The following is a 26,045-nucleotide window of genomic DNA, read 5'->3' as shown; positions in this document are numbered from 1 at the left end:
CTACTACAAAGTGGTTAACGCAAAACAACGTCATACTGTTCAGGGTTATACATTGGCTCTACCTGAAAGCGGATTGTTTTATTAATAAAAGCTTCGAGTTCAGCCACGTGATCAGACGCATCATCGGTTAAGTACTCGACCACCCGCTCAGATGCTAAAACCATATAAGTTTCAGTATCGTAGGCACGATGTTGACGAAGAATTTCACGGAAAATTTCGTAACAAATCGTTTCAGGTGTCTTGATAGACCCTCTCGCTTGGCATTGATTGCATACTTCACACAAAATATGCTCAAGGCTTTCACGTGTTCGTTTACGCGTCATCTCAACTAAGCCAAGCTCCGAAACACCCGTAACCTTACACTTAGCATGGTCCCGCTCTAACATTCTCTCTAAAGTGCGATGTACTTGACGTCGGTGCTCTTCAAGCTCCATATCAATAAAGTCGATGATGATAATGCCGCCTAAATTTCGCAGACGAAGCTGTCGACCAATTGCAGTAGCGGCTTCCAAATTAGTTTTGAAAATTGTCTCTTCAAGATTGCGATGCCCCACAAAGGCTCCAGTATTGACATCAACTGTGGTCATCGCCTCCGTCTGATCAAAAATAAGATAGCCGCCTGACTTTAGCTCTACTTTGCGGCCCAAGGCTTTTTGCATCTCATCTTCAACATTGTATAAATCGAAAATGGGACGCTCACCGGGGTAGTACTCTAAGCGGTCAAAAATTTCAGGCACTAGCGCTTCGGTAAACTCTTGCGCTTTTTGAAAAGTCTCACGTGAGTCTATTCGGATACGCTCAATACCCGAGTGCGCCATGTCACGAAGCGCACGCATATTAAGCGGGAGATCTTCATATACGATAGAAGGAACAGTTGCCGTTTGAATTTTTCGTTCTATTGCCTTCCATAAACGCCGCAAAAATTTTACATCAGCAATCAACTCTGCATCAGAGGCGCCTTCTGCAACCGTTCGCAAAATGTAACCGGCTTGGGGACCTTCATCCTCATCGAGGCATGATTGTAAAAGTGCCCGCAATCGATCTCGCTCTTCAACATCCTCAATACGCTGCGAAACACCAATATGAGTGTTCTCTGACATATACACTAAATAACGCGATGGAATAGACAAGTGCGTGGTTAAGCGAGCGCCTTTTGTGCCAATAGGGTCTTTAGTGACTTGAACAATTAAGGATTGCCCCTCGCGTAGTGCTTGAGCAATAGTAGTTGAAGACTTTTCTTCAGCGGAAATATTTTGCGGTAAAACATCTTCTACATGAATAAAAGCAGCGCGTTCTAAGCCAATTTCTACAAAGGCAGCCTGCATACCAGGTAATACACGAACAACCTTACCTTTATAAATATTCCCGACAATACCACGGCGCGCACTACGCTCTACATAAATCTCTTGTGGCATACCATTTTCTATAATGGCGACCCGTGTTTCCATGGGCGTGAAGTTAATTAAAATTTCTTCACCAATACTTGTAGCCACAGAGCTTTCCTTATTCATAAATAAATTAGCGGTGCCAAATAGTTATACCATGTTTTTGTAAAAGAGCGGCGGTTTCAGTAAGCGGCAAGCCCACAACTCCTGTATAACTTCCCGATAAGGACTTTACAAAAACAGCACCCAGCCCCTGAATACCATAAGCCCCTGCTTTATCGGCTGGCTCCCCAGTCGCCCAATATTGTCGGCATGTTTTTTCATCTAGTACATTAAACTGGACTTGTGTTGTGACCACTTGACTGGCCTTTATACCAGAACCGACCACAGCAATAGCCGTCATTACCTGATGTTCTTTTCCAGAAAGTGACATCAACATAGCCAACGCTTCATCTTCAGAAGAAGGCTTCCCTAGGATACGGTCATCAATGACAACGCTGGTATCAGAGCCTAACACCAAGGCATCAGGGTTACCGGATCTATCAAAACCTGCCTGGGCCTTTTCACACGCCAAACGCTCGACATAAACGGCAGGCAACTCTCCCGAACGCACCGATTCATCAATATCAACCGCTAACGAACTAAAATGCACGCCAATCTGTTCTAACAACTCTTTGCGACGAGGAGAGGCCGAAGCCAAAATGAGTGTTGTCATCATTACTCCTGACTAGCGAATATGAAATGTACGACGAATACCGCGCAGCACAACAAATACCCAAGGCCACAGTAGCGCACTTACTAAGGCTGGCAATAAGAAGATAAGGCTGTCGCCTGTTGTACCCGCCATGGATTGAATCCAGTGAAAAATCAATTGGTTAATACCAACAAGCACTAACACCATCATCGCTTGCTGCCACAGACGATACATACGCAATCGTTTATGCAAAATTAACGTAATAAGTGCAACTATCGTCAAGGACAGCGCATTCATCCCTAATAAGCTACCTTTGAGCACATCTAACACTATACCGGCCATCCACGCCGAACCTATCCCGAAACGGTGAGGCAGGGCCATCACCCAGTAGATAACCAACATAGCTACCCACTCTGGACGCCACCAAACGAGCATGGCTGGTAACGGCATTTGGCTTAGTATAAAGCCAATAATTAATGTCCCTACGACGATGAGTACACCACCTGAGTGACGATCAGCCATTTGCTGGCGTCTCCTGAGACTGCACATCTTCTGGGGTTTCGAGCATTTCTGATTCGGTAGGCTCTTCAGGCACAATAGGAGCAGGCTCGACTAATAATAAGTGCCGGCTTTTATCTAATCGAGCCGATGGCACGGCTTTCACGATAGCAAAGGGCTGTCCTGGATCGCGAACCACACTCACAATTTGAGCAACGGGATAACCATAAGGAAAGCGTTTGCCTAAACCTGAAGTCACTAGCAGGTCTCCCTCACGCACATCGGCTGTATCGGGTACGTGTTCTAGTTCTAGCTCTCCCATTGTCCCTTTACCCAGTGCTATCGAACGAAAACCGTTACGGATAATTTCCACCGGCAGCGCATGACGCGCATCGGTGATAAGCATAACTCGGCAAGTATAATGTGATACTTCAACCACTTGTCCAAGTACACCACCGGCATCAAGCACGGGCTGACCTATGAATACATCGTCTTCCGAGCCCTTACCCAAAATAATTTGATGCTGAAAAGGGTCCGGATTTACACCGATGAGTTCGGCCAGTTTAACTTCATTAGGAATCCGCTCACGGCCATTTAACAGCTCTCGCAAGCGAATATTCTCAGCCGTCAAAGACGCCATTTGTTGAACTTGTTGGTCTAAACTGATCACATCCGAGCGAAGCTGCTCATTTTCTTTAGCTAATGAACGGCGGCTAACAAGCACATCCGATACATCATCAGCCATACGAGAAGGGAGATCGACCAACCACTGAATGGGCGTCAGTAACAAGGAAAGGTAAGATTTAGCCTCACGTGCTTTTGAATCACTATTATCCGTGATCATAAAAACAATAGAGACAACTACCAAAATAAGGAAAAAAAGGCGGGGAATACCGCCTTTAAATATAGGTTTCATTAATGTACTTCCGTCATGACACGGGAGGTTCTCTCAGCCAGCAAACGACTGCTCTGCTTATTCGAAGGTTAGCAGTTCGAACGCGTGCTTATCCAGAAGTTCCAATGCACGACCGCCCCCACGTGCAACACACGTCAGCGGGTCTTCAGCCAAAATAACAGGCAAGCCTGTTTCTTCGCTAATTAAACGATCGATATTACGTAGCATAGAACCCCCGCCCGTTAACACAATACCGCGCTCTGCGATATCTGACGCCAACTCCGGTGGGCATTGTTCAAGCGCACTTTTCACTGCCTGCACAATGGAAGAAAGCGGCTCTTGCAATGCTTCTAAAATTTCATTGCTATTAAGCGTAAAGCTGCGCGGAATACCCTCAGCTAAGTTACGACCGCGAACATCTATCTCTAACACATCGTTACTTGGGTAGGCTGTACCTATCTCTTGTTTGATGCGCTCAGCAGTTGCTTCACCGATTAAGCTACCGTAGTTACGACGCACGTAGGTAACAATAGACTCGTCAAAGCGGTCGCCGCCGATCCGTACCGACTCAGCATAAACAATACCATTTAGAGAGATCACAGCGATTTCAGTAGTACCACCGCCGATATCAACAACCATAGAACCGCTTGCTTCTTCTACCGGCAAACCAGCACCGATTGCCGCAGCCATAGGCTCTTCAATTAGATAAACTTCACGAGCTCCCGCTCCCAAAGCCGATTCTTTGATGGCTCGACGCTCAACTTGCGTTGATTTACAAGGTACACACACCAGCACACGAGGGCTAGGTGATAGGAAGCTGTTGTCATGTACTTTACTGATAAAGTACTGGAGCATTTTTTCGGTCACATGAAAATCAGCGATAACGCCATCTTTCATGGGACGGATCGCTGTAATATTGCCAGGAGTACGACCGAGCATACGTTTTGCATCGGTACCTACAGCGGCGACAGTTTTTTGGTTGCCCGTCTGACGGATCGCAACCACTGATGGCTCATTAAGAACAATATCTTTATCGCGAACAAAAATCAGCGTATTGGCGGTGCCCAGATCGATAGAAAGGTCGCTAGAAAACAGACCTCGAATTTTCTTAAACATGATGAGAGGAGACCCTAAAGAGTTACGATGTAGCTGACGTATTTTAAAAACACGTAACTCTAGCAACGGCAGGCATTTAGAGCAAGAAACAAATATGTTAAGTTACCCTTTTTTAGGCCTACTTTAATGTGTCAGCGAGAATCCAATGGCTTTAGACAAATCTGACGTAGAAAAAATCGCCCATTTGGCGCGCGTCAACATCAACGAAGCGGATATCCCAGAATATGCGCAAAATTTGACGAATATCCTCGACTTAGTGGATCAAATGCAATCCATCAACACAGTCGATATAGAGCCCTTAAATCATCCTCTAGACGCCATACAGCGCTTACGTGCGGATGAAATAACAGAAACAAACCAACGTGATCATCTACAAAGCGTTGCCCCATCCGTAGAGAAGGGTTTGTTTCTGGTTCCTAAGGTTATCGAATAAATACGCCCTATTTACAGCAGGATTACAACGAACATGCTAGATAAAACACTGGCCGAATTGTCCACAAGTCTTGAACAGGGCGATTTCAGCAGCGTAGAACTGACTCAAGCCTACCTTGATTTAATCAAGGCTAAGGATTCAACGTACAACAGCTATATCACAGTGACCGACGAACTTGCCCTGCAGCAAGCCCAAGCCGCTGATGAGCGTCGACAGCAAGGCAAAGCAACCGCGCTGACGGGCGTACCCATTGCCCATAAAGATATTTTTTGCACCCTTGGCGTAAAAACGTCGGCTGGCTCTAAAATGCTGGACAACTTTATTTCGCCATACGATGCCACTGTTGTATCAAACTTCAACAATGCCGGCGCCGTCACATTGGGTAAAACCAATATGGATGAGTTTGCGATGGGCTCATCCAATGAAAACAGCTATTACGGCGCATGCCGTAACCCTTGGGATACCGCCCGAGTACCTGGTGGATCCTCAGGTGGTTCAGCGGCGGCTGTTGCCGCAGGCTTAGCGCCAGCGGCAACCGGTACAGACACAGGTGGTTCCATTAGACAGCCAGCTGCTTTTTGTAACCTAACGGGCCTCAAACCGACTTATGGCCGGGTATCACGCTTTGGCATGATTGCATACGCTTCTTCGTTAGACCAAGGCGGCCCAATGGCCCGCACAGCGCATGATTGTGCATTAATGTTGAACGTAATGGCCGGTGTTGATGGAAACGACTCTACCAGCGCTGACTATCCAGTAGCCGATTACACCGCCACCTTAGACCAGCCCCTCAGTGGCCTAAAGATAGGCTTACCGAAAGAGTTCTTTTCTGAGCAGCTCAACCCAGAGATTGCAACACTTGTACAATCGGCAATCAAAGAATATGAAGCACTTGGCGCAACCGTTAAAGAAGTCAGCTTACCGAACACTGCTTTATCAGTGCCTGCGTACTATATTATCGCTCCTTCTGAGGCTTCATCCAACCTATCGCGGTTTGACGGCGTTCGTTACGGCCACCGCTGCAGCGCCCCCAAAGATCTCGAGGACATGTACAAACGCACACGCGGCGAGGGCTTTGGCTCAGAGGTAAAGCGCCGTATTCTTGTCGGCACTTATGCGCTCTCCGAAGGTTTTTACGACGCCTACTACAAGAAGGCTCAGCAAATTCGACGCTTAATTCAACAGGACTTCGTTCGCGTTTTATCAGATGTGGATGTCATCATGGGTCCAACCACACCCACTACCGCCTTTAACATTGGCGAAAAAACGACAGATCCAGTAGAGATGTACATGGAAGATATCTTTACACTGTCACTCAACTTAGCTGGACTGCCTGGCATGTCCATTCCGTGCGGCTTCAGTAATGGCTTACCCGTTGGTTTACAAATCATCGGTAATTATTTTGCTGAAGAAAAACTCCTGAACGTGGCGCATAAATATCAACAAGCCACCGACTGGCACACCCGCAAGCCCGAAGCACGCTAAGAGGAATACATATGGAATGGGAAGCAGTAATCGGGCTAGAGATTCACGCTCAGCTCGCAACGAAAACGAAGATTTTTTCAGGCTCCAGCACTGCGTTTGGCGCTGAGCCTAACACACAAGCAAATGCCGTTGATTTAGCGCTACCTGGGACCTTGCCAGTCTTTAACAAGGAAGCTTTGCGGATGGCAGTAATGTTTGGTACTGCCATTGAGGCTGATATTGGTAAAACGTCTGTTTTTGATCGCAAAAACTACTTTTACCCTGATTTACCCAAGGGCTATCAGACAAGCCAACTTTTCCACCCTATCGTGGGTAAAGGCTATGTCGACATAGAGTTATCAGATGGCAGCACCAAACGCATTGGGGTAACGCGCGCTCATCTTGAAGAAGACGCAGGTAAATCACTGCACGAAGACTTTGTTGGTATGACAGGCATCGACCTCAACCGTGCAGGCACTCCGCTGCTTGAGATCGTGTCCGAGCCTGACATGCGCTCTGCCGAAGAGGCTGTGGCGTATGTTAAAAAGATACACTCTTTAGTCACCAGCTTAGGTATCTGCGACGGCAACATGGCTGAAGGTTCATTTCGCTGTGACTGTAACGTTTCGGTACGTTACAAAGGTGAAGAGGAATTTGGCAACCGTACTGAGACCAAGAATATCAACTCCTTCCGTTTTATTGAGAAAGCGATCAAAGGAGAGATTATTCGCCAAATTGACATCCTAGAAGATGGCGGCCATATCACCCAGGAAACGCGCTTGTATGATGCTGACAAAGATCAAACCCGCTCTATGCGTAGCAAAGAAGAAGCCAACGACTACCGCTACTTCCCTTGCCCGGATTTGCTGCCTATTGTTATCGATGACGAATACATCCAAGCCGTAAAAGACTCGCTACCGGAGCTCCCCGCGGCTCGTCGTACTCGTTTTATCGAAACATATCAGCTGTCTGAATATGATGCAGGTGTCATCAGCTCCGATAAAGCCCTTGCCGACTTTTTCGAACAAACAGCTACGCTGGCTAGTGACGCCAAGCTGGCCGCAAATTGGGTGATGGGCGAGTTCTCTAAACTACTCAACCAAAACGATCTATCGGTCACTCAAGCGCCGGTCACTGCTGAACAGTTAGTCGGGTTATTACAACGCATTAAAGACAACACCATCTCAGGTAATATAGCCAAGAAGGTGTTTGAAGCAATGTGGACTGAAGGCGGTACAGCCGATGAGATCATCGAAGCTAAAGGCCTGAAGCAAGTCACTGATTCAGGTGCAATTGAAGGCCTAGTGGATCAAGTTATTGCGGCTAACCAACCGCAAGTGGATCAATATATTGCTGCAGAACCCGACAAACGGGGCAAAATGCTAGGCTTCTTTATGGGTCAAGTCATGAAGATATCTGGGGGCAAGGCTAACCCCGGTCAGGTGCAGGGTGTTCTAAAACAAAAGTTAGACTCTCTTTGCTAGTAAAGCTTAGATCTATGGGGGGACTGCCTCCATAGATCTATTTAAAAAATAATAAACAATGTATTGGCGCGTCAATTTGCCTTAGTTAAAAACTGTTCAGCTATTAACTGTTACAATTCTGAGACTTATCGACTAAGGTTCCTTATACAGAGTGATCTTTTCGTTTACCAAGGACTAAATATGCGGCGCCAGCAACACTCATTTGTTTCTCTTAAAAGCACCCTTATCACTCCTTATGTAACATTAATCCTAATGCTGACCCTAGTCATTGGCTTAATTTCGTACTGGGCTGGATCTCGAATGGTAGCGACGCTCTCTGAACGCTTATCGTTAGAGATGGTAGAGCGTATAGGCCAGGCGGTTGACCGCCATATGTTTGGCTCCAGTGCCGTATTAGAAGCCGCCTTCCCCAAAGGCATGACGGCACCAAAAGACATTACGCCTATTATTGACCAAATGCGTACGCGCTTTTGGACGGCTACCACCCTACACACTGACCCAAACGATTATGTATATTACGGTAATACTTTGGGCCAATCGTACGGCCTCAAGCGGCTCGAAAATAACAAAGCCGAAGTCCGTATCAAACTAGACCCACGTAAACCACGAGAGTACTTCTCTTTTAGTGGTATTAACGGCCAACAAAGCTACGTAAAAACCGAAGATGCCGTATTTGATCCTCGTATCCGGCCTTGGTTTACCTCAGGCCAGCAACGCGAACAACAAAACCACACTTGGACTGCCGTGTATGTAGACTTCGCAACCAGTGACCTTGTCGTGACGCGTGCGCGCAAAGTACTCTCGGATTCTGGCCAGTTAAGCGGTGTTGTGGCTACGGATGTTTCATTAATAAAATTAAATCAATTTATTGCCGACTTAAAAGTCAGTGAAAATGGTCTCGCGTTTTTAGTAGAAAGCAGTGGCGAGCTACTTGCCTCCTCTAACACTATCAATGTGCGACAATTACCCAGCGGCATGATGCAACGCGTTACCGTATCGGATGCGGGTGAACCCATGATTAAACTGGCATACGATCATATCGTTCCACTCTTAAAAAAAGAGAGCAGTAAGAACACCGGAAGCCTAACCTTATCCACAGAAAATGAAACGTTGGATATGGCTTATAAGCACATTATTGATACAGCAGGATTAGACTGGACGGCCATTATTATCGTCCCCCGCAGTGATATTTTAGCGGGGGTAACCAAGCAAGTCTTTATGGTCGGGCTGTTGGGTGTCATTGCTGTATTAATCGCTATAGGCCTTGGCTTTAGAATCTTAAACCGAGTGGCAAGTGATGTATCTTCCCTTTCACGAGCGGTAATGGATGCAGACCACTCCGAGGATACCCTACCTGCCACACTAAGCAGAAAAGACGAGATAGGTGTTTTAGCTCGTTCTTTCATGGATATGCGCAAAGGCTTATTTACCGATCAATTAACAAACGTAGCCAATCGTGCTGCCCTTGAAAGACACTTAACCAACCTGACGGCGCCCGCTAAGCAAGGGGAAACCAAAGTTCCGTTTACGTTACTCTTTATAGACTTAGATAACTTTAAGCCCTTAAACGATCTCTTTGGCCACGACAATGGCGACCTCGCACTGATTGAAGTAGCACAACGCTTTAAAACCCTACTTGGGCCTGACGATTTATTAGCACGTTACGGCGGTGATGAGTTTGTTGCAGTCCTTAGAGAGCAAAATCACCGCACCCATATTGATAAAATAAAACAGCGTTTCAATGATGTTTTACTAGCTCCGCTAAATACCTTGCACGATATACCACCCGGAGAGAACGTATATGTCACGGCCTCCATTGGTGACTCAAAATTCCCCGCACATGGGCAAGATGTAGAGTCTTTACTGCGCCGTGCCGACAAAGTGATGTACCAATACAAAAAAGTAAATAAAAGCCGCTTTTAATATCCGCCAGCTCATGTTTACTCACCTCAAAACTATCGCACAAACTTATATTAGATTTTACTAATAAAAATAGCTTATACTCTTTTTATATCGAATTATTTCGTGCGGGTCTTTGGCCTCCACTGTTTACTATTCACGTATATAAGAGGTTATTATGACGGTAGATTGGATTAACTTCATGCCTATTCAAGCATTGATAGGCGGATTATTAATTGGCTCTTCTGCTGGACTTTTACTTGTTATAAACGGCCAGATAGCCGGCATTAGCGGAATTACTTCTCGCTTGCTCGAAAAAGTTATTCCGCACAAACCATCCAGCAACGTAGCAGAAGCTCCCGTGTCGCTGTTTTCAAATTGGCGCATACTTTTTTTATTAGGCTTACTAAGTGCTCCGCTTTTGCACTCATTAACCTTTCAGCTAATGGGTAGCCCTCCAACTTCCTCACTACCTACTAATCCTGCGTCAGAGAACATGAACCTTGTATATTTTGGCTTACTGGCTGGCGGTAGTTTTTTAACTGGATTGGGAGCGAGGTTAGCTAATGGTTGTACCAGCGGACACGGTGTCTGCGGGCTGGCGCGCTTATCAAAGCGATCATTTGTCGCGGTTGGCTGTTTCGTCAGCTCGGCAATAGCTACCTTTTATGTTGCTCATTACTTACTGCACTGGATTTAAGAAACCATCATGAAAAATCATCCCTTTGTTGCTCTCTTAGCAGGTATTCTTTTTGGCTTAGGTCTAATTATTTCAGGCATGGCTAACCCTACTAAAATTTATGGATTTTTAGACATCACAGGCCAGTGGGACCCCTCACTAGTGGTCGTTCTGATTACGGCCGTGTCCTGTAGCTTTATCGGTGTTCGGATAGCGCTACGGCGGTCTCAAACTGATCCTAGTTTTGAGTGCCAACTACCAAGCCAACAAAACATCACATTGAGCCTAATACTAGGGAGTGTCATTTTTGGAATGGGTTGGGGGTTAACAGGCATTTGCCCAGGGCCAGCACTGGTCGGATTAGGACTCAGCTATTGGCCAGCACTTATTATTGTGCCAGCCATGCTGGCTGGTTTATGGGCAGGTGGCGGGATAAAAAGAACGTCTTAACTTTATTATTGATCAGAATCTGGAGGCCACAGAAGTGGTCGACTAGACATAAAACGATGTGCTTGCTGCGTGACCGGATCAGTAAAACTCATCGCTTGGGCTAATAACTGCAAAGGTTTACTGAAATCATCTTTGGATTGTTCAGGTAAAAGTACGGGATAGTAAGGATCATTCAACAAAGGAAAGCCCAACCCCGCCATATGAACACGTAGCTGGTGTGTTTTTCCGGTTAACGGGCTTAATTCAAACAACCCCAAACCATCACTCTGTTCAAGGCAAGTTATGAGTGATCTAGCGTTAATGTCCTGGCCAGTCGCGTCAACAGCCTGCTGTCTAAACCTCGGTGTGCTTCTAATAATGCGATTCTCGATACGCCAACCTGCTTTCATTTCTTGAGCGGATATCACTCTGTTAAGCACACCAACCGCACGGTATGTTTTTTGAATCTCTCCGGATGCGAATAGTCCATGGTACAAACCACGCTCTGAAGGTTTTTTAGAGAAAAGCACTAAGCCTGCGGTATCGCGATCTATTCGATGCGCCGGTGTTAATTCTGTGTTGCCTGTTCGACTAATAAGCCTGTTGAGTAAGCATGAATCAACATACGGACCTGATGGAACAACAGGTAAATAGTGAGGTTTACAAACGATCAGCTTGTGCTCGTCTTCGTATATGATTTTCTCATCAAAAGGGATATGTATTTCTGTGGCTACTTCACGATAATAAAAAACTTTTTGCTGCGCACGACATACACTATCACAGGAGATAAGTGATCGGTCTTCCCAAAAAACGTGACCATCGACGATACGCTGTACCCAGACATCTTTTGAAATAGCCGGAAAAGCCGAACATAAAAAATCCAGCACACTCATAGTACAGGACACATCTTGGGGAATAACTTTATACGAAGGACGTGCCGCAATACCCATACATAACCCTAAATACAAAAAACGGATGATACACCTGCACTAGTGTACCACCCAGTTAATCTGCCAGCTAAAACAGAGCCAGTAGATTGCAACCGCATGTATTTGTCGATCGTTGATCCTTTAAAGCGGGTTACTACGAGGTTGGATAATCAGTGTAGCCTTGCGCCGGATCACCGTTTTCGCCCGGGGCATACATAGTAGCTGGATCAGCTTCATTGAGTGTTGCACCTTGTTGTAAACGCGTCACTAAATCTGGATTAGCAATATACTTCACTCCAAAAGCAATAGCGTCTGCAACCCCCTCACTCACCAAACGAGTTCCTTGCTCTAATGTCATCGCTTCGTTAGCAATTACAGAACCGCCAAATGCCGCTTTCAATTCAGGAGTAAGTGCTGGTGAATTGAAATTTTCACGCGTGAAAATAAATGCAATTTTGCGTTTACCTAATTCACGAGCCACATACCCAAAGGTAGCAGCCAAGTCAGTATCGCCCATGGTATGAGCATCAGCACGTGGTGATAAATGGACACCTACTTTACCCGCACCCCATACTTGAATGGCCGCATCTGTCACTTCCAACATCAAACGGGCGCGGTTTTCGATAGGTCCACCATAGGCGTCAGTGCGCTTATTGGTTGAATCTTGTAGGAATTGATCCAGTAAATAGCCATTGGCTCCATGAACCTCCACACCATCAAAGCCTGCTTTCTTCGCGTTCTCCGCACCTTTTCGATATGCCTCGATAATGGCGGGTATTTCGTCCGCTTCCAGCGCGCGTGGTGTTTCGTAGGCCGTGATAGGACGAACCAAACTCACATGACCATCAGGGGCAATGGCACTGGGCGCAACCGGTTGCGCCCCTTCTAAGTACATGGAATGGGAAACCCGCCCTACATGCCACAACTGCAATACAATACGACCGCCTGCTTTATGAACTGCATCCGTGACTGTTTTCCATCCCTCTACCTGCTCGTCAGACCATATTCCAGGCGTATTGGGGTAGCCAACACCCATTGGGGTGACCGATGTTGCTTCGCTAATAATCAACCCGGCCTCAGCACGTTGGACATAATACTCAGCCATTAGCTCATTTGGTACACGCCCTTCGCTGGCGCGACAGCGGGTTAACGGCGACATAATAATACGGTTGGGTAATGAGAAATCGCCAATGCGAACTGGATCAAATAGTGTTGCCATTTCAAACTCCTTGAGCCTTTGCTGTGTCAGCAATCAAGCCTATTAACGGATTTAGCAATCAGTAAGGAAGCCACCGTGAATTAATCACAATGCCGATTGCATGTGTTGAGTAAATGCAGAAATGACCGTTTCGTTGCGGCGATAATATATCCACTGCCCGTGGCGTCTTGATTCAAGCAAACCTGCCCGTTGCAATGTTGCTAAGTGCGTTGAAATCGTTGACTGGGACAGTTTAGAGCGCTCATTAATGAGACCAACACAAACGCCATGTTCAAACGGGCATTGAGAACTAGGGAACTCCAACTCAGGATGTTTAAGCCACACTAATATCTCCCGTCGAACCGGGTTTGCTAACGCCTTAATAATTAAATCAACTTCGTTATCGGTCATATCCATTTACCCAAAGAACATGACAAAAGCATATCTATATATTTCGATATATAAATATGGATTTATGCAACGATCTGTTACTCGACAGTTAATACCACAAAGAAAAAGCAGTTAAAGCATTGATTTAAAAGAGGCCTAACTGTTACGGCTAGCTATTCTCTATGCAAAACAGGATAGTCTGTTGCACTATGCTGACTGGGCACAAACAACTGAACAGCGAGCTGGATAAACTTAGCAAAAGAGCCCCGTTAGGAGCTCTTTATCAGTAGACGTTCACACTAGCGACTCAATAATCAAACGCGCACAACCCCGCGCCTTGCTAGGATTTCTTCAATTTCAGGCAGGATAGTTTCATCATCGATCGTTGATGGCATTTTATAACGCTCATTGGCAGCAATCTTTCGCAGCACGGCCCGTAAAATTTTCCCTGAGCGGGTTTTCGGCAAACGCTCTACAACAACCGCCTTACGGAAGCACGCTAAAGCGCCTACCTCTTCACGTACACGCGCAACGAGCTCTTCTTCTAACTGCGCCTCATCAATATCCTCATCTGATTTAAGCACTACAAGCCCAACCGGAACCTGACCTTTAAGCGAATCACTTGCCCCAATGACCGCGCACTCAGCAACACAAGGGTGAGCAGAAACAATTTCTTCCATTTCTCCAGTTGATAAGCGATGTCCAGATACATTAATGACATCATCAGTACGGCCTGTAATGTAAATATAGCCATCATCATCTTTAAAGCCACCATCACCCGTGTGGTAGTAACCCGGGAAAGCCGATAGATAGGCTTCTTTATAGCGCTGCGGCTGATTCCAAATGCTCCAAGCGACTCCTGGAGGCATAGGAAGTTTAACGCAGATATTGCCAGTTTCATTGGCAGCTAATTCATTGCCGGTGCCATCTAACACCCGGATATCATAGCCAGGAATAGCTTTATTAGTTGAGCCCAAGCGCGTCTCGGAAGGCGATTCCCAGCCCATCATGGGGGAAGTCATAGGCCAGCCTGTTTCTGTTTGCCACCAATGATCAATGACTGGAACATTGAGCAAACCACTGAGCCACTCATAGGTTGAGCAATCCAGTTTTTCACCAGCAACAAAAACCCAACGCAGGCTACTTAAGTCATACGCTTTAGCGAGTTCTCCTGCGGGATCTTCTTTGCGAATAGCGCGGTAAGCCGTAGGCGCGCAGAACATTGAATTAACCTTATACTCTTCGATAACGCGCCAAAACGCTCCAGCATCAGGCGAGCGGATAGGTTTGCCCTCATAGAAAACGGCTGTTCCACCTCCCATTAGGGGGCCGTAAACAATAAATGAATGCCCTACCACCCAACCAATGTCAGATGCTCCCCACCAAACGTCCCCTGCCTTCATGCCGTACACGTGGTTAAATGCGTAACGAAGTGCGACCGCGTTTCCACCGTTGTCTCTTACAATGCCTTTAGGCTGGCCTGTGGTACCCGAGGTGTAGAGTACATAAAGCGGATCTTTCCCGTTCACAACGACACACTCTGCCGGTTGTGCTTGTGCCTGAAACTCGTCCCAATCAATATCACGGCTAGGATGCATTTGCGCCTTTAACATCGATCGTTGATAAACAACGGTATGCGCAGGTTTGTGAACAGCCAACTCAACCGCTTTATCCACTAGCGGTTTATAAGGAATTTGTTTATCAAACTCGATACCGCACGAAGCCGTAAGAATTAATTTTGGTGTAGCATCATCAATACGTATAGCAAGCTCATTAGCGGCAAATCCGCCAAACACTACCGAGTGTACAGCCCCTAATCGAGCGCAGGCCAACATAGCCACGGCAGCTTCTGGGATCATTGGCATATAAATAACAACACGATCTCCCTTTTCTATGCCGTTATTTTTCATAGCACCGGCAAAACGAGCGACACGCTGTTGCAAGTCATTGTAGGTAATCGATTCTTTAACACCGGTAGCAGGCGAATCATAATACAGCGCGACTTGTTCACCTCGCCCTTGTTCTATTTGCAGATCCACCGCTAGATAGCAGCTATTAAGTTCCCCATCAGGGAACCAGCAATAACTGCCACTTTCAGTTTCTAACACAGTGGTTTTGGGTGGACTAAACCAGCTAACAGCTTTCGCTTGCTCAGCCCAATATGACGCGGGATTTTCAAACGCGCGACGGTAATGCTCTTGATAAGACATCGAAGGACCTCATTTTTTTTATTATTGAAGGTGTATTTATAAAGACTAAAAAAGGTGATGCCCTATTCAAGGTAAGACAATCACACTGGCAATTAACTCATTCGGATGATCAACCTTGATAGAGCTTTAAAACACTCGAGAAATCTAAACCACCATGACCATTAACCTTGTGCATATTGAATAACGCACGCGCTTGAGATCCCATCGGAGTGGGCGATGCGCTAGATTGGCTCAGCTCCATTGCCAAACCTAAGTCTTTAAACATAAGATCCACCTGAAACCCGCCTTGATAGCCATTTGAGGAAGGAACACCTTCCATTACTCCGGGGTAAGGGTTGTAGACTTGTAAGGCCCAATTATTACCTGAGCTTTGTTTCATAATTTCTGATAGGACGGCGGGATCTAAGCCATTTTTCACGCCCATATTTAATGCTTCGCAAGTACCCGCCATCAGTACAGACAACAGCATGTTGTTACACGCTTTTGCTATTTGCCCTGCGCCATGCGAACCAGCATGGAAAATATTCTTACCCATGCAGGCTAAAAAAGGCTTAGCTTTTGCAAACTGTTCTTCACTCGCACCGACCATAAACGCCAACGTACCAGCCTTTGCCCCGCCTACCCCACCAGACACTGGGGCATCAATAAAACCAATACCGCGGCTTTGCGCCTGGGCAGCGACTTGTGTTGCTGTACTCGCATCAATCGTTGAAGAGTCAATTATCAACACGTCGTCTTTCACATGGTCAAATAGCGGCGAATCTCCCTCTACATACAGCGCCAAAACGTGTTTGCCAGCAGGAAGCATCGAAATAACCACATCGGCTTCGGCCACCGCTTCAACAGCCGTGGCTTTGGCTATTGCCCCTTCATTTACAACCTTTGACACGGCATCCGTTGATAAATCAAATACCTGAACGGTATGGCCTGCGTTAACGAGATTAATGGCCATTGGGCCACCCATATTGCCTAAACCAATAAACCCTATCGTTGCCATTTTTTTGTCCTTATTTTTATCATTATGTGTCATAAAACGTTGCCAATAACGCTTGTTCTTGGCCGATTAAGCCTATAAATTCGCTAATGGACTGGTTGCCCACGGGGAGACAAACAGCGACTCGACTACAGTTTGATCCACCTCTTGCACCGAACTAAACGTCCAATTCGGTTTACCATCTTTATCCACTAGTAATGCGCGCACCCCTTCTGGAAACTCCCGATAACGACAGCATTGCACCGAGAGCGCGAGCTCAGACTCAAACACCTCTTTTAATGACATGTGCAATGTTCGTTGTAGCTGTTTAAAAATCATATGAAGAGCAAGCGGGCTTCCATGAGCTATCGATTTCTGTGCACGTTGCAACCATGTATCGTCGGTATCTAAAGAAAGCAGTGCGGTTACTATTTGCTCAACTGAATCTTGATCGGTTACTTTCTGGATCACATCAAAATGCGTGCTTACTGGCGAGGTAATGCTCTGTCGCATAGCGGCGGAGTTTTCTTCAAGGTCTCGCAGAACTCGGCTAACGACTGCATGTAAATCGCCTTCCCACGTTGCTCGCCCCAAGCCGCTTAATAAATCACTTCGCTGACTTGTCAGCACGAAACGATCCGCTAAATTCAAAAACAAAGCGTCTGCGGCATTCATTCGACTACCTGTTAACCCCATAAAGAGACCCGTACGCCCCGGTGTTCTGTGTAAAAACCAAGAACCGCCCACATCGGGATACAAACCAATTGTGACTTCCGGCATTGCCATAAGCGTGGATTCAGTCACCACGCGATGGCTACAACCATTCATCAACCCCATTCCGCCTCCCATAACTATTCCGCTTCCCCAACAAATTATTGGTTTTGGGTAAGTGTGAATCGTATAGTCCAGTCGGTATTCATCAGTAAAGAATTGCTCGGGGAAGCTCGCATCGCCTTCTCCGGATATTGAACGGTATAAGCTGACCACATCACCGCCAGCACAAAGCGCCTTCTCCCCACTGCCATCCAATATAATGGCGACAACCGAATCATCGGTTACATATTGGTCCAAGGCGGTTTGAATGGTGCGTACCATATCTAGGGTCAGTGCATTTAATGACTTTTCTGCATTCAGGCAGATCTCCATAATGCGCTTACCTTGGTGTGTTGGGTGCTCAGCCAATAAAACGTGAGTCATGCGTTACCCTCCTTTCCTGCTTAACGGTTTTTCCATTCAGCTTTACGTTTACTCAAAAAAGCATTAACGCCCTCTTTTTGATCTTGTGTATGAAAAAGATCGACGAACAACTCACGCTCAAGCATGTACCCTTGATTCCAGTGACGCGTTCTATTGGATTGGATAAGCTGTTTACAGGCGGCAACAGCTTTGGGGCTTTGCTCACCCACTTGCTCAGCCATTTCCATGGCTCGTTCCAGCGATTTTCCTGCGGGTACCATCTCTTCAATCAGGCCAATATCTAGCGCTTTGGGCGCTGTGACTCGCTCGCCACATAAGATCATGCGTTTTGCCCAGCCCTCACCCACCAGCATAGTTAGGTTTTGCGTCCCTCCTGCACAAGGTAACAAACCGACTTTAGCTTCGGGTAATGCCATTTGAACGTGCTCTTCAGCGACACGTAAATCACACGCTAAAGCAACTTCAAGCCCCCCGCCCATAGCCCACCCATTAATCGCAGCAATCGAAACACCCCGGAACTGGGACAGCGCCTCAAACGCTTTACCAAAACTTCGGGCCATGTCTCTGGCTATCGTTCGATCGCTATCTGCAAAAAGGTTTAAATCAGCACCGGCACAAAAAAATTTTTCGTTGCTGCTTTTTAACACTAAGCTATAAATTTGTTCGTCTTGATTGAGCGCATCAATCATGGACACTAATTGGTTTAAACTAGATACTGTCCAAGTATTGGCTGGGGGATTATTCATAGTGATAACCGCTATGTGCCCTTTTTTATCTACTATCAGCGTGTCACTCATCATTACAATGACTCCTTGTTAACTCTCTCTTGAGCCCCCTAAAACTGACTCACTTATAAAATCTGGGCTGCATCTTTGAGTAATAATCGGCGGGCGATAATGACGTTCATAACTTCATTAGTGCCTTCTAAAATGCGATGCACCCGGCTGTCGCGAACGTAACGCTCCATGGGGTACTCTTTGATGTAGCCATAGCCACCAAAAATTTGAAGCGCTTCATCACAGACGTTAAAACCAACGTCGGTTGCAAAACGCTTGGCCATAGCGCAGTAGGTGGAGCGGTCGGGGTGTTTGTTATCAAGCTTATTTGCTGCAAGGCGCACCATTTGTCGGGCTGCAACAAGCTCCGTGTTCATAGTGGATATCTTAAATTGTAGCGCTTGGAAATTTTCCAATGATTGACCAAACTGTGAGCGTTCTCCCATATATTGGACAGCACGATTAAGTGCGGCTTGAGCTGTGCCTACAGAGCAAGTCGCAATATTAATGCGCCCGCCATCAAGCCCTTTCATTGCAATCTTAAAACCGTCACCTTCGCGTCCCAGCAAACACTGGGCGGGCACTTTGACATCTTCAAATGTAATCAATCGTGTAGGCTGGCTATTCCAACCCATTTTTTCTTCTTTGCGACCGTAAGTAATGCCCGGCGTTTTCGCATCGACCGCAAACGCCGAAATACCTTTAGCCCCCTCTGCTCCCGTACGCGCCATCACAACCAATACGTCTGTTGCACCGGCTCCTGATATAAAGATTTTGCTTCCATTGAGTACATAACTATCGTGTTCTTTACGTGCTGAGGTCTTCAGCGAGGCGGCGTCCGAGCCCGCATTGGGTTCGGTTAAACAATAGGATGCCAGTTTCGTACCCGCGGTTAATTCTGGGCACCACGTCTGTCGCGTTTCTGAATCACCAAACTCCGCGATCATCCACGTGACCATGTTGTGAATCGTGATAAAAGCCGTCGTGGATGTACACCCCATGGCAAGCTGTTCAAAAATGATGCTGGCGTCTAATCGCCCCAAGCCCAAGCCACCCACATCCTCAGGTGTATACAAACCACAAAAGCCTAGCTCACCCGCTTTTTGTAAAACCTCAACGGGGAAAATCTGCTGCTGATCCCACTCTGCAGCATAGGGTTCCATCTCATTGAGTGAGAACGCACGCGCCATGTCGGAAAATGCAATTTGATCTTCATTTAGCTCAAAATCCATCAGCCTCTCCTTTGTTAGCAAAGCATATTGGGCTTTGCTCACTTTTATTCTTATTAATACAAGGGATCGTAATTGATTGTGAATGAGTGCCCACCTTTACCCGTGGGCACCTGCCTCTTATTTGAGGTTAATACTGGTGTTCACTCCAGTATCGATATCATCTTCAAACCAACGCGCGGTAACCGTTTTCGTTTCGGTATAAAAACGCACAGCCTGTTTTCCATAGGCATGCTGGTCTCCGTAAAAAGACTTTCTCCAACCTGTAAATGAAAACATAGGCAAAGGCACGGGTACGGGAACATTGATCCCAACTTGGCCCACTTTAATCTCATGCTGGTATTTACGAGCAGCCGCACCAGAAGAAGTAAACATCGAGGTTCCATTGCCATAAGGGTTATCGTTAATAAGTTTGATAGCCTCATCTAACGTCTCGACTTCTAACGCAATCAGTACCGGTCCAAAGATCTCTTCTTGATAAATAGACATATCTGTTGTCACATGACGAAACATAGTAGGGCCTACCCAATTACCGTTGGGGTAGCCATCAACTACACAGTCTGAACCATCTAAAATACACTCGGCACCGGCGTCTTTACCTTCTTGGATAAATCGCAATACTCGTTCTTTGGCCTGCGGGTTAATCAGTGGACCATACCCAGCTCCAGAGTCATCCCATGCACCTGGGCGTACTTTTGCTAACGCATCTCGGACCTCAGGAATCCATTCCCGTGCATTACCAACAAATACCGCCACCGAAATAGCCATACAACGTTGGCCGCCAGCCCCCACCGAAGCACCTGCTATGCTATTAATCACCTGGTTTTTAGCGGCATCCGGCATAATAACCATATGATTTTTGGCGCCAGCAAAAGCCTGTACACGCTTCATGTGATCCGTGCCTGTACGGTAGATGTGTTCACCCACGGCCACCGAACCAACAAACGAGATAGCCGGGGTGTCTTTGTGTGTTAGGAGTTGATTAACAACATTTTTAGTACCGTGGACTACTTGCAACAAGCCCGCGGGTGCACCAGCCTCTTGGAACAACTTAGCTAATAGCATTGGGGTTAAGGGGTCTTGCTCAGATGGCTTAAGGACAAAGGTATTACCGCACGCTATCGCCATTGGGAACATCCACAAAGGAATCATCGCGGGGAAATTAAACGGCGTAATACCAACACACACACCCAATGGTTGAGTAATACTGTAACAATCGATCTTACGCGCTACATTTTCTACGGTTTCTCCCATACTAAGGGAAGCAATATTACAAGCATGCTCAACCACTTCTATGCCACGCCAAACGTCGCCTTTTGCATCCTCAAAAGTTTTCCCCGTTTCCAAAGCCAGTACTTTAGCTATCTCGTCATGATGATCTTTTAACAACGCTTGATAGCGAAGCATTAAACGAGCACGCTCACCTACCGGAGTTTCCTTCCAAACAGTAAATGCCGCTTTTGCCGCATCGACAGCAAGCTCTACCTCGGCCTCTGTTGCGCATGGCACCTGCGCTATCACCTCTTGTGTTGCTGGATTCGTCACAGGAATCCAGTTGTCTGACTGACTAGTGACCAGCTCACCATTAATTAAAAGCGCAACTTGTTGAGTCATTATAAGTACCTTATTTCTTATTTTTTTAGGGTGGATAACCGCTTAAAGCTATTCTTAACATCGTGCTCTAGCGTTACATTGAAGACCATTTAAGCACAGCACTTACAGCCTAGGGATTGATAATCTTGCTGAATTAATGGACTATATTGTTATTTTTAACCACTCCTTTAATCCAAAGGTCTAACACGATGAGCCAACCGTCTGACTGGCCACTTCCACCCGATAGCAGCCGCTTTGTTGTGCCTCGCAAAATGGTGTCGTTGCTTAGCCAGCATCCATTAGCTAAAGACCTTTACCCGCTAGGTTTAGGCTACTACAAACAAGCTTTAAACCACACAATGTCAAGGAATAAGCATGATGACTACCTCATGATTTACTGTCTTGATGGGGAGGGAAAACTAACGATTAACAACCAAATACATACTGTCAAAGCCGGTGATATTATTTGCTTACCCAAGGGCGTAGCGCATGCATACAAAGCCTCGGAAGCCACACCATGGACTATTTACTGGGTACATTTTTCAGGGGATAAAAGTGAAGACTTTATTGACTATCTTGCGATTAACAGCAATAACTACGTATTCCCTTTAGGCATCCATTCTAGATTAACCAGCGACTTTGAATCATTACTCGAATGCCGACAATATAGCTACAACATAAATGCGTTTGTTCACACCGCCAGCCTGCTTCGTCAAATTCTGACTCACATCGCGCAACTGCAACCGTTAGCCAAACAGCAAGCGGCCCACAATTTCGATCTAGAGCGGGTACATAGCTTGATGCAAGCACGCGTACATGAGCAACTTGAACTTGAGGCGTTAGCAGAAACGGTTAGCCTGTCTAAATTTCATTTTATTAAAAAATATAAGGAGCTCACAGGTACCACTCCAATCAACCACTTTATCCATCTTAAAGTGGAGCGCGCTTGCCACCTGCTCGATGTAACCACCAAATCGATCAATGAGATTAGCTTTGCTGTGGGTTACGAGGATGCTTATTACTTTTCTCGTATCTTCAAAAAAATCATGGGGATATCACCTAGTCAGTATCGACGCATGCGTATGGGAACCTTTCCTTACACTTCCTAGCTTTAGTCTGCGCAACGCCAATGTCCTCTTAGTTCTCTTCTACATAAGCAAATTACATATTAGGGTAATTCGGCCCCCCGCCTCCTTCAGGTGATACCCATACAATATTTTGAGAAGGGTCCTTAATGTCGCATGTCTTACAATGAACACAGTTTTGCCCATTGATCTGGAAACGCGGCCCATCAGCGTCTTCAATCACTTCGTAAACACCTGCTGGGCAATAACGTTGAGCCGGCTCTGCGTAAACAGGCAGATTAACGGTTAACGGGATATCTGGATCTTTCAGCGTCAAATGACACAGCTGATCCTCTTCATGGTTCGTATTCGACAGGAATACCGAGCTCAACTTATCAAAACTAATTACCCCATCCGGTTTGGGATAAGAGATAGGTGAAAACTCAGCAGCTGGTCGCATTTGAGCATAATCTTCTTTGAGATCGCGTAACGTAACAGGTAGCTTACCGCCCAACATATTTTGATCTAATACGTTAAATGCGCCCCCTAAATAAGTACCAAACTTGTGCAATGCAGGCCCAAAGTTGCGTGATTGATAAAGCTCGCCATACAACCATGATCCTTTAAAAGCCACGTTAAAATCCGCTAATACCTGCCTGCCTTGATCCCCTTCTTTTAACGATGCAAAGACTGTTTCGGCGGCAATCATGCCGGATTTCATAGCCGTATGCGTGCCCTTAATTTTGGCAAAGTTCAAGGTGCCCGCTTCACAACCAATGAGTAAACCACCCGGAAAAGCCATCTCTGGCAAGGCGTTTAGTCCACCTTTAGCAATAGCTCTAGCGCCATAAGCAACACGTTTCCCACCCGTTAAGTACTGCTTTAAAACAGGGTGATGTTTTAAACGCTGGAATTCATCAAAGGGGCTCAAGTAAGGATTGGCGTAATTTAGGTCAACAATCAGCCCAACCACTACCTGGTTGTTATCGGTGTGATAAAGAAAAAAGCCTCCGCTAGCATCGTTGTCTAACGGCCAACCAGACCCGTGAATAACTCGCCCCGGATCGTGTAAAGTGGGATCGATGTCCCATAGCTCTTTAATACCAATAGCATAATGCTGAGCATCAGCATTTTTACTTAAGTCAAAACGCTGGTACAACTGCTTTCCCAAATGACCGCGACAACCTTCGGCAAACAAGGTGTATTTTGCATGCAGCTCCATACCTGGCATATAGCTGTCTTTTTGAGAACCGTCTGCCGCCACCCCCATATCGCCGGTAGCGACGCCTTTAACACTGCCATCTTCACGGTAAAGTACTTCAGCAGCGGCGAAGCCGGGGAATATTTCCACACCTAACTGCTCTGCCTGCTCAGCCAACCAGCGGCTTAGATTACCAACACTGGCTACATAGTTACCTTGATTATGCATAGTTTTGGGGACAAGCATGTTTGGCAACTTAATGGCTTTAGTCGCGTTACGTAGCATAAACAACTGGTCTTCTTTAACAGGCACGGTCAGTGGTGCGCCGCGGTCCTGCCAGTCAGGAAACAGCTCTTCCAATGCTCGGGGTTCAACAACCGCACCCGACAAAACATGCGCTCCCACCTCCGAGCCCTTTTCGACCACACAGACTGTTAGCTCATAAGCGTTTTCTGATGCTAACTGCATGAGCCGACACGCGGCAGATAACCCAGATGGTCCCGCTCCAACGATGACAACATCAAACTCCATAGATTCGCGCATATGAGACATTACCTTTCTTTGTGTGAATAACTTATAGCTTTTGCGTTAACTCTGGGACAGCCTCAAATAAATCCGCCACTAGGCCATAATCCGCTATCTGGAAAATGGGAGCGTCTTCATCTTTGTTAATGGCCACAATGACTTTAGAGTCTTTCATACCCGCTAAATGTTGAATGGCACCAGAAATACCTACCGCGATATAAAGATTAGGCGCCACAATTTTACCCGTTTGGCCTACCTGCATATCATTAGGCACAAAGCCCGCATCCACGGCCGCACGTGATGCCCCAACTGCGGCATCTAACTTGTCAGCAAGAGACTCCAACAAGCCAAAGTTTTCCCCGTTACCCAAGCCGCGACCGCCTGATACAACGGTGTTAGCCGCCGTAAGCTCAGGACGCTCCGATTCTGCAAGTTCTTCATTAACGAATTGCACCGCTTCTGATAAATGAACCGATGTTATTGAATCAATAGTGGCAGATGCGCCCGAACCTAATGCCGGGTCAAAAGCAGTACCTCGTACCGTAATAACTTTTACCTCATCCAAAGCTTGAACAGTGGCGATCGCATTACCAGCATAAATAGGGCGACGAAATGTATCCGCAGATTCAACGCCACAGATATCAGATATTTGAGCGACATTCAGTAAGGCCGCTACCCGTGGCATGCAATTTTTGCCATGGCTTGTTGATGCTGCCAAAAGGTGAGAATAATCGCCTGCCAACTCAACCATTAATGCCGATACGTTTTCTGCTAGCCCATTCTGGTAGGCTTGGTTATCCGCAAGTATCACGCGACTCACGCCATTAACCTGTGCCGCTTGTTCTGCAACAGCGCCGCAATTAAAACCTGCGACAAGCAAATGGATTTCGCCTCCTATCTGCTCTGCGGCCGTTACAGCATTAAGCGTTGCACTTTTGAGGGACTGATTATCGTGCTCGGTAAGAATCAAAATAGCCATTAGATCACCTTTGCCTCATTCTTTAGTTTGTCGATTAGCTCATCTACGCTCTTCACTTGAATACCGCCTGAGCGCTCAGCCGGCGGCTCTACTGACAGCACACGGGTATGCACGGTCATTTCAACACCCAAGCTTTCTGGGGTCGTAACATCCAATGGTTTTTTCTTAGCTTTCATAATATTGGGCAGCGAGGCATAGCGCGGCTCGTTCAAACGCAAGTCCGTTGTTACGATAGCAGGAAGCATCAAAGACAATGTTTGCAGGCCCCCATCAACCTCACGCGTGACAACGGCCCTCCCCTCTTCTAGGTTAACAACCGAGGCAAAAGTCGCCTGGGGACGGCCCAGTAAAGCAGCCAACATTTGTCCTGTCTGGTTGTTATCGCCATCGATAGATTGCTTGCCCATAACCACCAAATCGGGGGCCTCAGCTTCCACCACTTTAGCCAGCAATTTAGCAACCACTAACGATTCGGGCATATCAGGAGTGTCAATGTGGATGCCCCGATCAGCCCCCAGCGCCAAAGCCGTGCGAATTTGCTCTTGGCAGGCCTTAGGCCCTATCGAAGCCACAACGACCTCCGACACTTTTCCGCTTTCTTTAAGACGCACCGCCTCTTCCACAGCGATTTCGCAAAATGGATTTAATGCCATTTTCACATTGGCCAAATCGACATCTGAATTATCCGGTTTAACACGAACCTTCACGTTGTAATCAATAACGCGCTTCACTGTTACTAATACTTTCATCGCTTACGTCTCTACTCTTGGTTAATTAATTCCCTGCACATGAATGGCCTAGCAAG

General features: G+C 46.5%; 24 protein-coding genes. 7 read left to right on the top strand and 17 right to left on the bottom strand.

Features of this window, described 5'->3' with window-relative positions; genetic code table 11:
- Positions 1-14 precede the first annotated feature (14 nt).
- The 5 genes from rng to OW491_RS16050 are packed head-to-tail and all read right to left on the bottom strand — an operon-like array spanning position 15 to position 4,588.
- A complete protein-coding gene (gene rng, locus OW491_RS16070; RefSeq protein ID WP_178969792.1) occupies positions 15-1,481 on the bottom strand; it encodes a ribonuclease G in 1,467 nt (488 codons plus the stop codon).
- 37 nt (positions 1,482-1,518) lie between these two features.
- Entirely contained in the window at positions 1,519-2,100 is a 582-nt protein-coding gene (locus tag OW491_RS16065) for a Maf family protein (protein WP_290036928.1), read from the bottom strand.
- A gap of 12 nt (positions 2,101-2,112) precedes the next feature.
- Positions 2,113-2,601 (bottom strand): rod shape-determining protein MreD, encoded by a 489-nt coding sequence (mreD, locus tag OW491_RS16060; RefSeq protein WP_075172839.1) that lies wholly within the window; start codon positions 2,599-2,601, stop codon positions 2,113-2,115.
- The gene (gene mreC, locus OW491_RS16055) at positions 2,594-3,493 is read right to left on the bottom strand and encodes a rod shape-determining protein MreC (protein WP_075172840.1); all 900 of its coding nucleotides are present in this window, start codon (positions 3,491-3,493) and stop codon (positions 2,594-2,596) included. Before mreC ends, mreD begins: the two co-directional genes overlap by 8 nt.
- A gap of 57 nt (positions 3,494-3,550) precedes the next feature.
- Positions 3,551-4,588 (bottom strand): rod shape-determining protein, encoded by a 1,038-nt coding sequence (locus OW491_RS16050; RefSeq protein ID WP_075172841.1) that lies wholly within the window; start codon positions 4,586-4,588, stop codon positions 3,551-3,553.
- Between the two features lie 145 nt (positions 4,589-4,733).
- Here OW491_RS16050 and gatC point away from each other — a divergent pair, with 145 nt between their 5' ends.
- The 6 genes from gatC to OW491_RS16020 all read left to right on the top strand — a co-directional run bounded on the left by gatC (position 4,734) and on the right by OW491_RS16020 (position 10,997).
- On the top strand, positions 4,734-5,021 hold the full coding sequence (gatC, locus tag OW491_RS16045; RefSeq protein ID WP_075172842.1) for an Asp-tRNA(Asn)/Glu-tRNA(Gln) amidotransferase subunit GatC: 288 nt from the start codon (positions 4,734-4,736) through the stop codon (positions 5,019-5,021).
- 33 nt (positions 5,022-5,054) lie between these two features.
- Complete coding sequence (gene gatA, locus OW491_RS16040; protein ID WP_290036927.1) at positions 5,055-6,506, top strand: Asp-tRNA(Asn)/Glu-tRNA(Gln) amidotransferase subunit GatA; 1,452 nt, start codon at positions 5,055-5,057, stop codon at positions 6,504-6,506.
- Between the two features lie 11 nt (positions 6,507-6,517).
- Complete coding sequence (gene gatB / locus OW491_RS16035; RefSeq protein ID WP_290036925.1) at positions 6,518-7,969, top strand: Asp-tRNA(Asn)/Glu-tRNA(Gln) amidotransferase subunit GatB; 1,452 nt, start codon at positions 6,518-6,520, stop codon at positions 7,967-7,969.
- Between the two features lie 180 nt (positions 7,970-8,149).
- Positions 8,150-9,892, top strand: a complete 1,743-nt coding sequence (locus tag OW491_RS16030; RefSeq protein WP_290036924.1) for a sensor domain-containing diguanylate cyclase — start codon at positions 8,150-8,152, stop codon at positions 9,890-9,892.
- Between the two features lie 154 nt (positions 9,893-10,046).
- Positions 10,047-10,568 (top strand): YeeE/YedE thiosulfate transporter family protein, encoded by a 522-nt coding sequence (locus OW491_RS16025; protein WP_290036923.1) that lies wholly within the window; start codon positions 10,047-10,049, stop codon positions 10,566-10,568.
- Positions 10,569-10,577: 9 nt separating this feature from the next.
- Positions 10,578-10,997, top strand: coding sequence for a DUF6691 family protein (locus OW491_RS16020; RefSeq protein ID WP_290036921.1), 420 nt, complete (start codon positions 10,578-10,580; stop codon positions 10,995-10,997).
- Positions 10,998-11,002: 5 nt separating this feature from the next.
- Here the strand turns inward: OW491_RS16020 and OW491_RS16015 are convergent, their stop codons facing one another.
- From OW491_RS16015 to OW491_RS15975, 9 genes are all read right to left on the bottom strand, one after another.
- The gene (locus OW491_RS16015; RefSeq protein ID WP_290036919.1) at positions 11,003-11,926 is read right to left on the bottom strand and encodes a pseudouridine synthase; all 924 of its coding nucleotides are present in this window, start codon (positions 11,924-11,926) and stop codon (positions 11,003-11,005) included.
- 133 nt (positions 11,927-12,059) lie between these two features.
- Entirely contained in the window at positions 12,060-13,124 is a 1,065-nt protein-coding gene (locus OW491_RS16010) for an alkene reductase (protein WP_290036918.1), read from the bottom strand.
- A gap of 84 nt (positions 13,125-13,208) precedes the next feature.
- Positions 13,209-13,514, bottom strand: coding sequence for a metalloregulator ArsR/SmtB family transcription factor (locus OW491_RS16005; protein ID WP_139303157.1), 306 nt, complete (start codon positions 13,512-13,514; stop codon positions 13,209-13,211).
- Positions 13,515-13,807: 293 nt separating this feature from the next.
- Complete coding sequence (locus tag OW491_RS16000) at positions 13,808-15,703, bottom strand: AMP-binding protein (protein WP_290036915.1); 1,896 nt, start codon at positions 15,701-15,703, stop codon at positions 13,808-13,810.
- A gap of 109 nt (positions 15,704-15,812) precedes the next feature.
- A complete protein-coding gene (gene mmsB / locus OW491_RS15995) occupies positions 15,813-16,733 on the bottom strand; it encodes a 3-hydroxyisobutyrate dehydrogenase (protein WP_290036914.1) in 921 nt (306 codons plus the stop codon).
- Positions 16,734-16,772: 39 nt separating this feature from the next.
- Entirely contained in the window at positions 16,773-17,873 is a 1,101-nt protein-coding gene (locus OW491_RS15990; RefSeq protein ID WP_290036913.1) for an enoyl-CoA hydratase/isomerase family protein, read from the bottom strand.
- Positions 17,874-17,893: 20 nt separating this feature from the next.
- Positions 17,894-18,670, bottom strand: coding sequence for an enoyl-CoA hydratase (locus tag OW491_RS15985; RefSeq protein ID WP_290037167.1), 777 nt, complete (start codon positions 18,668-18,670; stop codon positions 17,894-17,896).
- A gap of 53 nt (positions 18,671-18,723) precedes the next feature.
- Positions 18,724-19,881, bottom strand: coding sequence for an acyl-CoA dehydrogenase family protein (locus tag OW491_RS15980; protein ID WP_075178471.1), 1,158 nt, complete (start codon positions 19,879-19,881; stop codon positions 18,724-18,726).
- A 117-nt stretch (positions 19,882-19,998) separates the two neighbouring features.
- Positions 19,999-21,492 carry a CoA-acylating methylmalonate-semialdehyde dehydrogenase gene (locus OW491_RS15975; protein ID WP_290036911.1) on the bottom strand — a complete coding sequence of 498 codons (1,494 nt, stop codon included), beginning with the start codon at positions 21,490-21,492 and terminating at the stop codon, positions 19,999-20,001.
- Positions 21,493-21,680: 188 nt separating this feature from the next.
- On the opposite strand from OW491_RS15975, the gene OW491_RS15970 reads away from it, so the two are divergent.
- Positions 21,681-22,580 (top strand): AraC family transcriptional regulator, encoded by a 900-nt coding sequence (locus tag OW491_RS15970; RefSeq protein ID WP_215152377.1) that lies wholly within the window; start codon positions 21,681-21,683, stop codon positions 22,578-22,580.
- Between the two features lie 52 nt (positions 22,581-22,632).
- Here OW491_RS15970 and OW491_RS15965 read toward each other — a convergent pair whose 3' ends face one another.
- From OW491_RS15965 to OW491_RS15955, 3 genes are read right to left on the bottom strand one after another with little or no spacing between them, the layout of a single operon-like run.
- A complete protein-coding gene (locus OW491_RS15965) occupies positions 22,633-24,288 on the bottom strand; it encodes an electron transfer flavoprotein-ubiquinone oxidoreductase (RefSeq protein ID WP_290036909.1) in 1,656 nt (551 codons plus the stop codon).
- A 22-nt stretch (positions 24,289-24,310) separates the two neighbouring features.
- Complete coding sequence (locus tag OW491_RS15960) at positions 24,311-25,240, bottom strand: FAD-binding protein (RefSeq protein ID WP_290036907.1); 930 nt, start codon at positions 25,238-25,240, stop codon at positions 24,311-24,313.
- Positions 25,240-25,989, bottom strand: coding sequence for an electron transfer flavoprotein subunit beta/FixA family protein (locus OW491_RS15955; protein WP_290036906.1), 750 nt, complete (start codon positions 25,987-25,989; stop codon positions 25,240-25,242). Before OW491_RS15955 ends, OW491_RS15960 begins: the two co-directional genes overlap by 1 nt.
- Between the last annotated feature and the right edge of the window lie 56 nt (positions 25,990-26,045).

Source organism: Neptunomonas sp. CHC150, assembly GCF_030397555.1.
GTDB classification, from domain to species: domain Bacteria; phylum Pseudomonadota; class Gammaproteobacteria; order Pseudomonadales; family Balneatricaceae; genus Neptunomonas; species Neptunomonas phycophila.
Note: the sequence above shows the minus strand (reverse complement) of the source record. Positions and strands in the feature narration are given on the sequence as shown.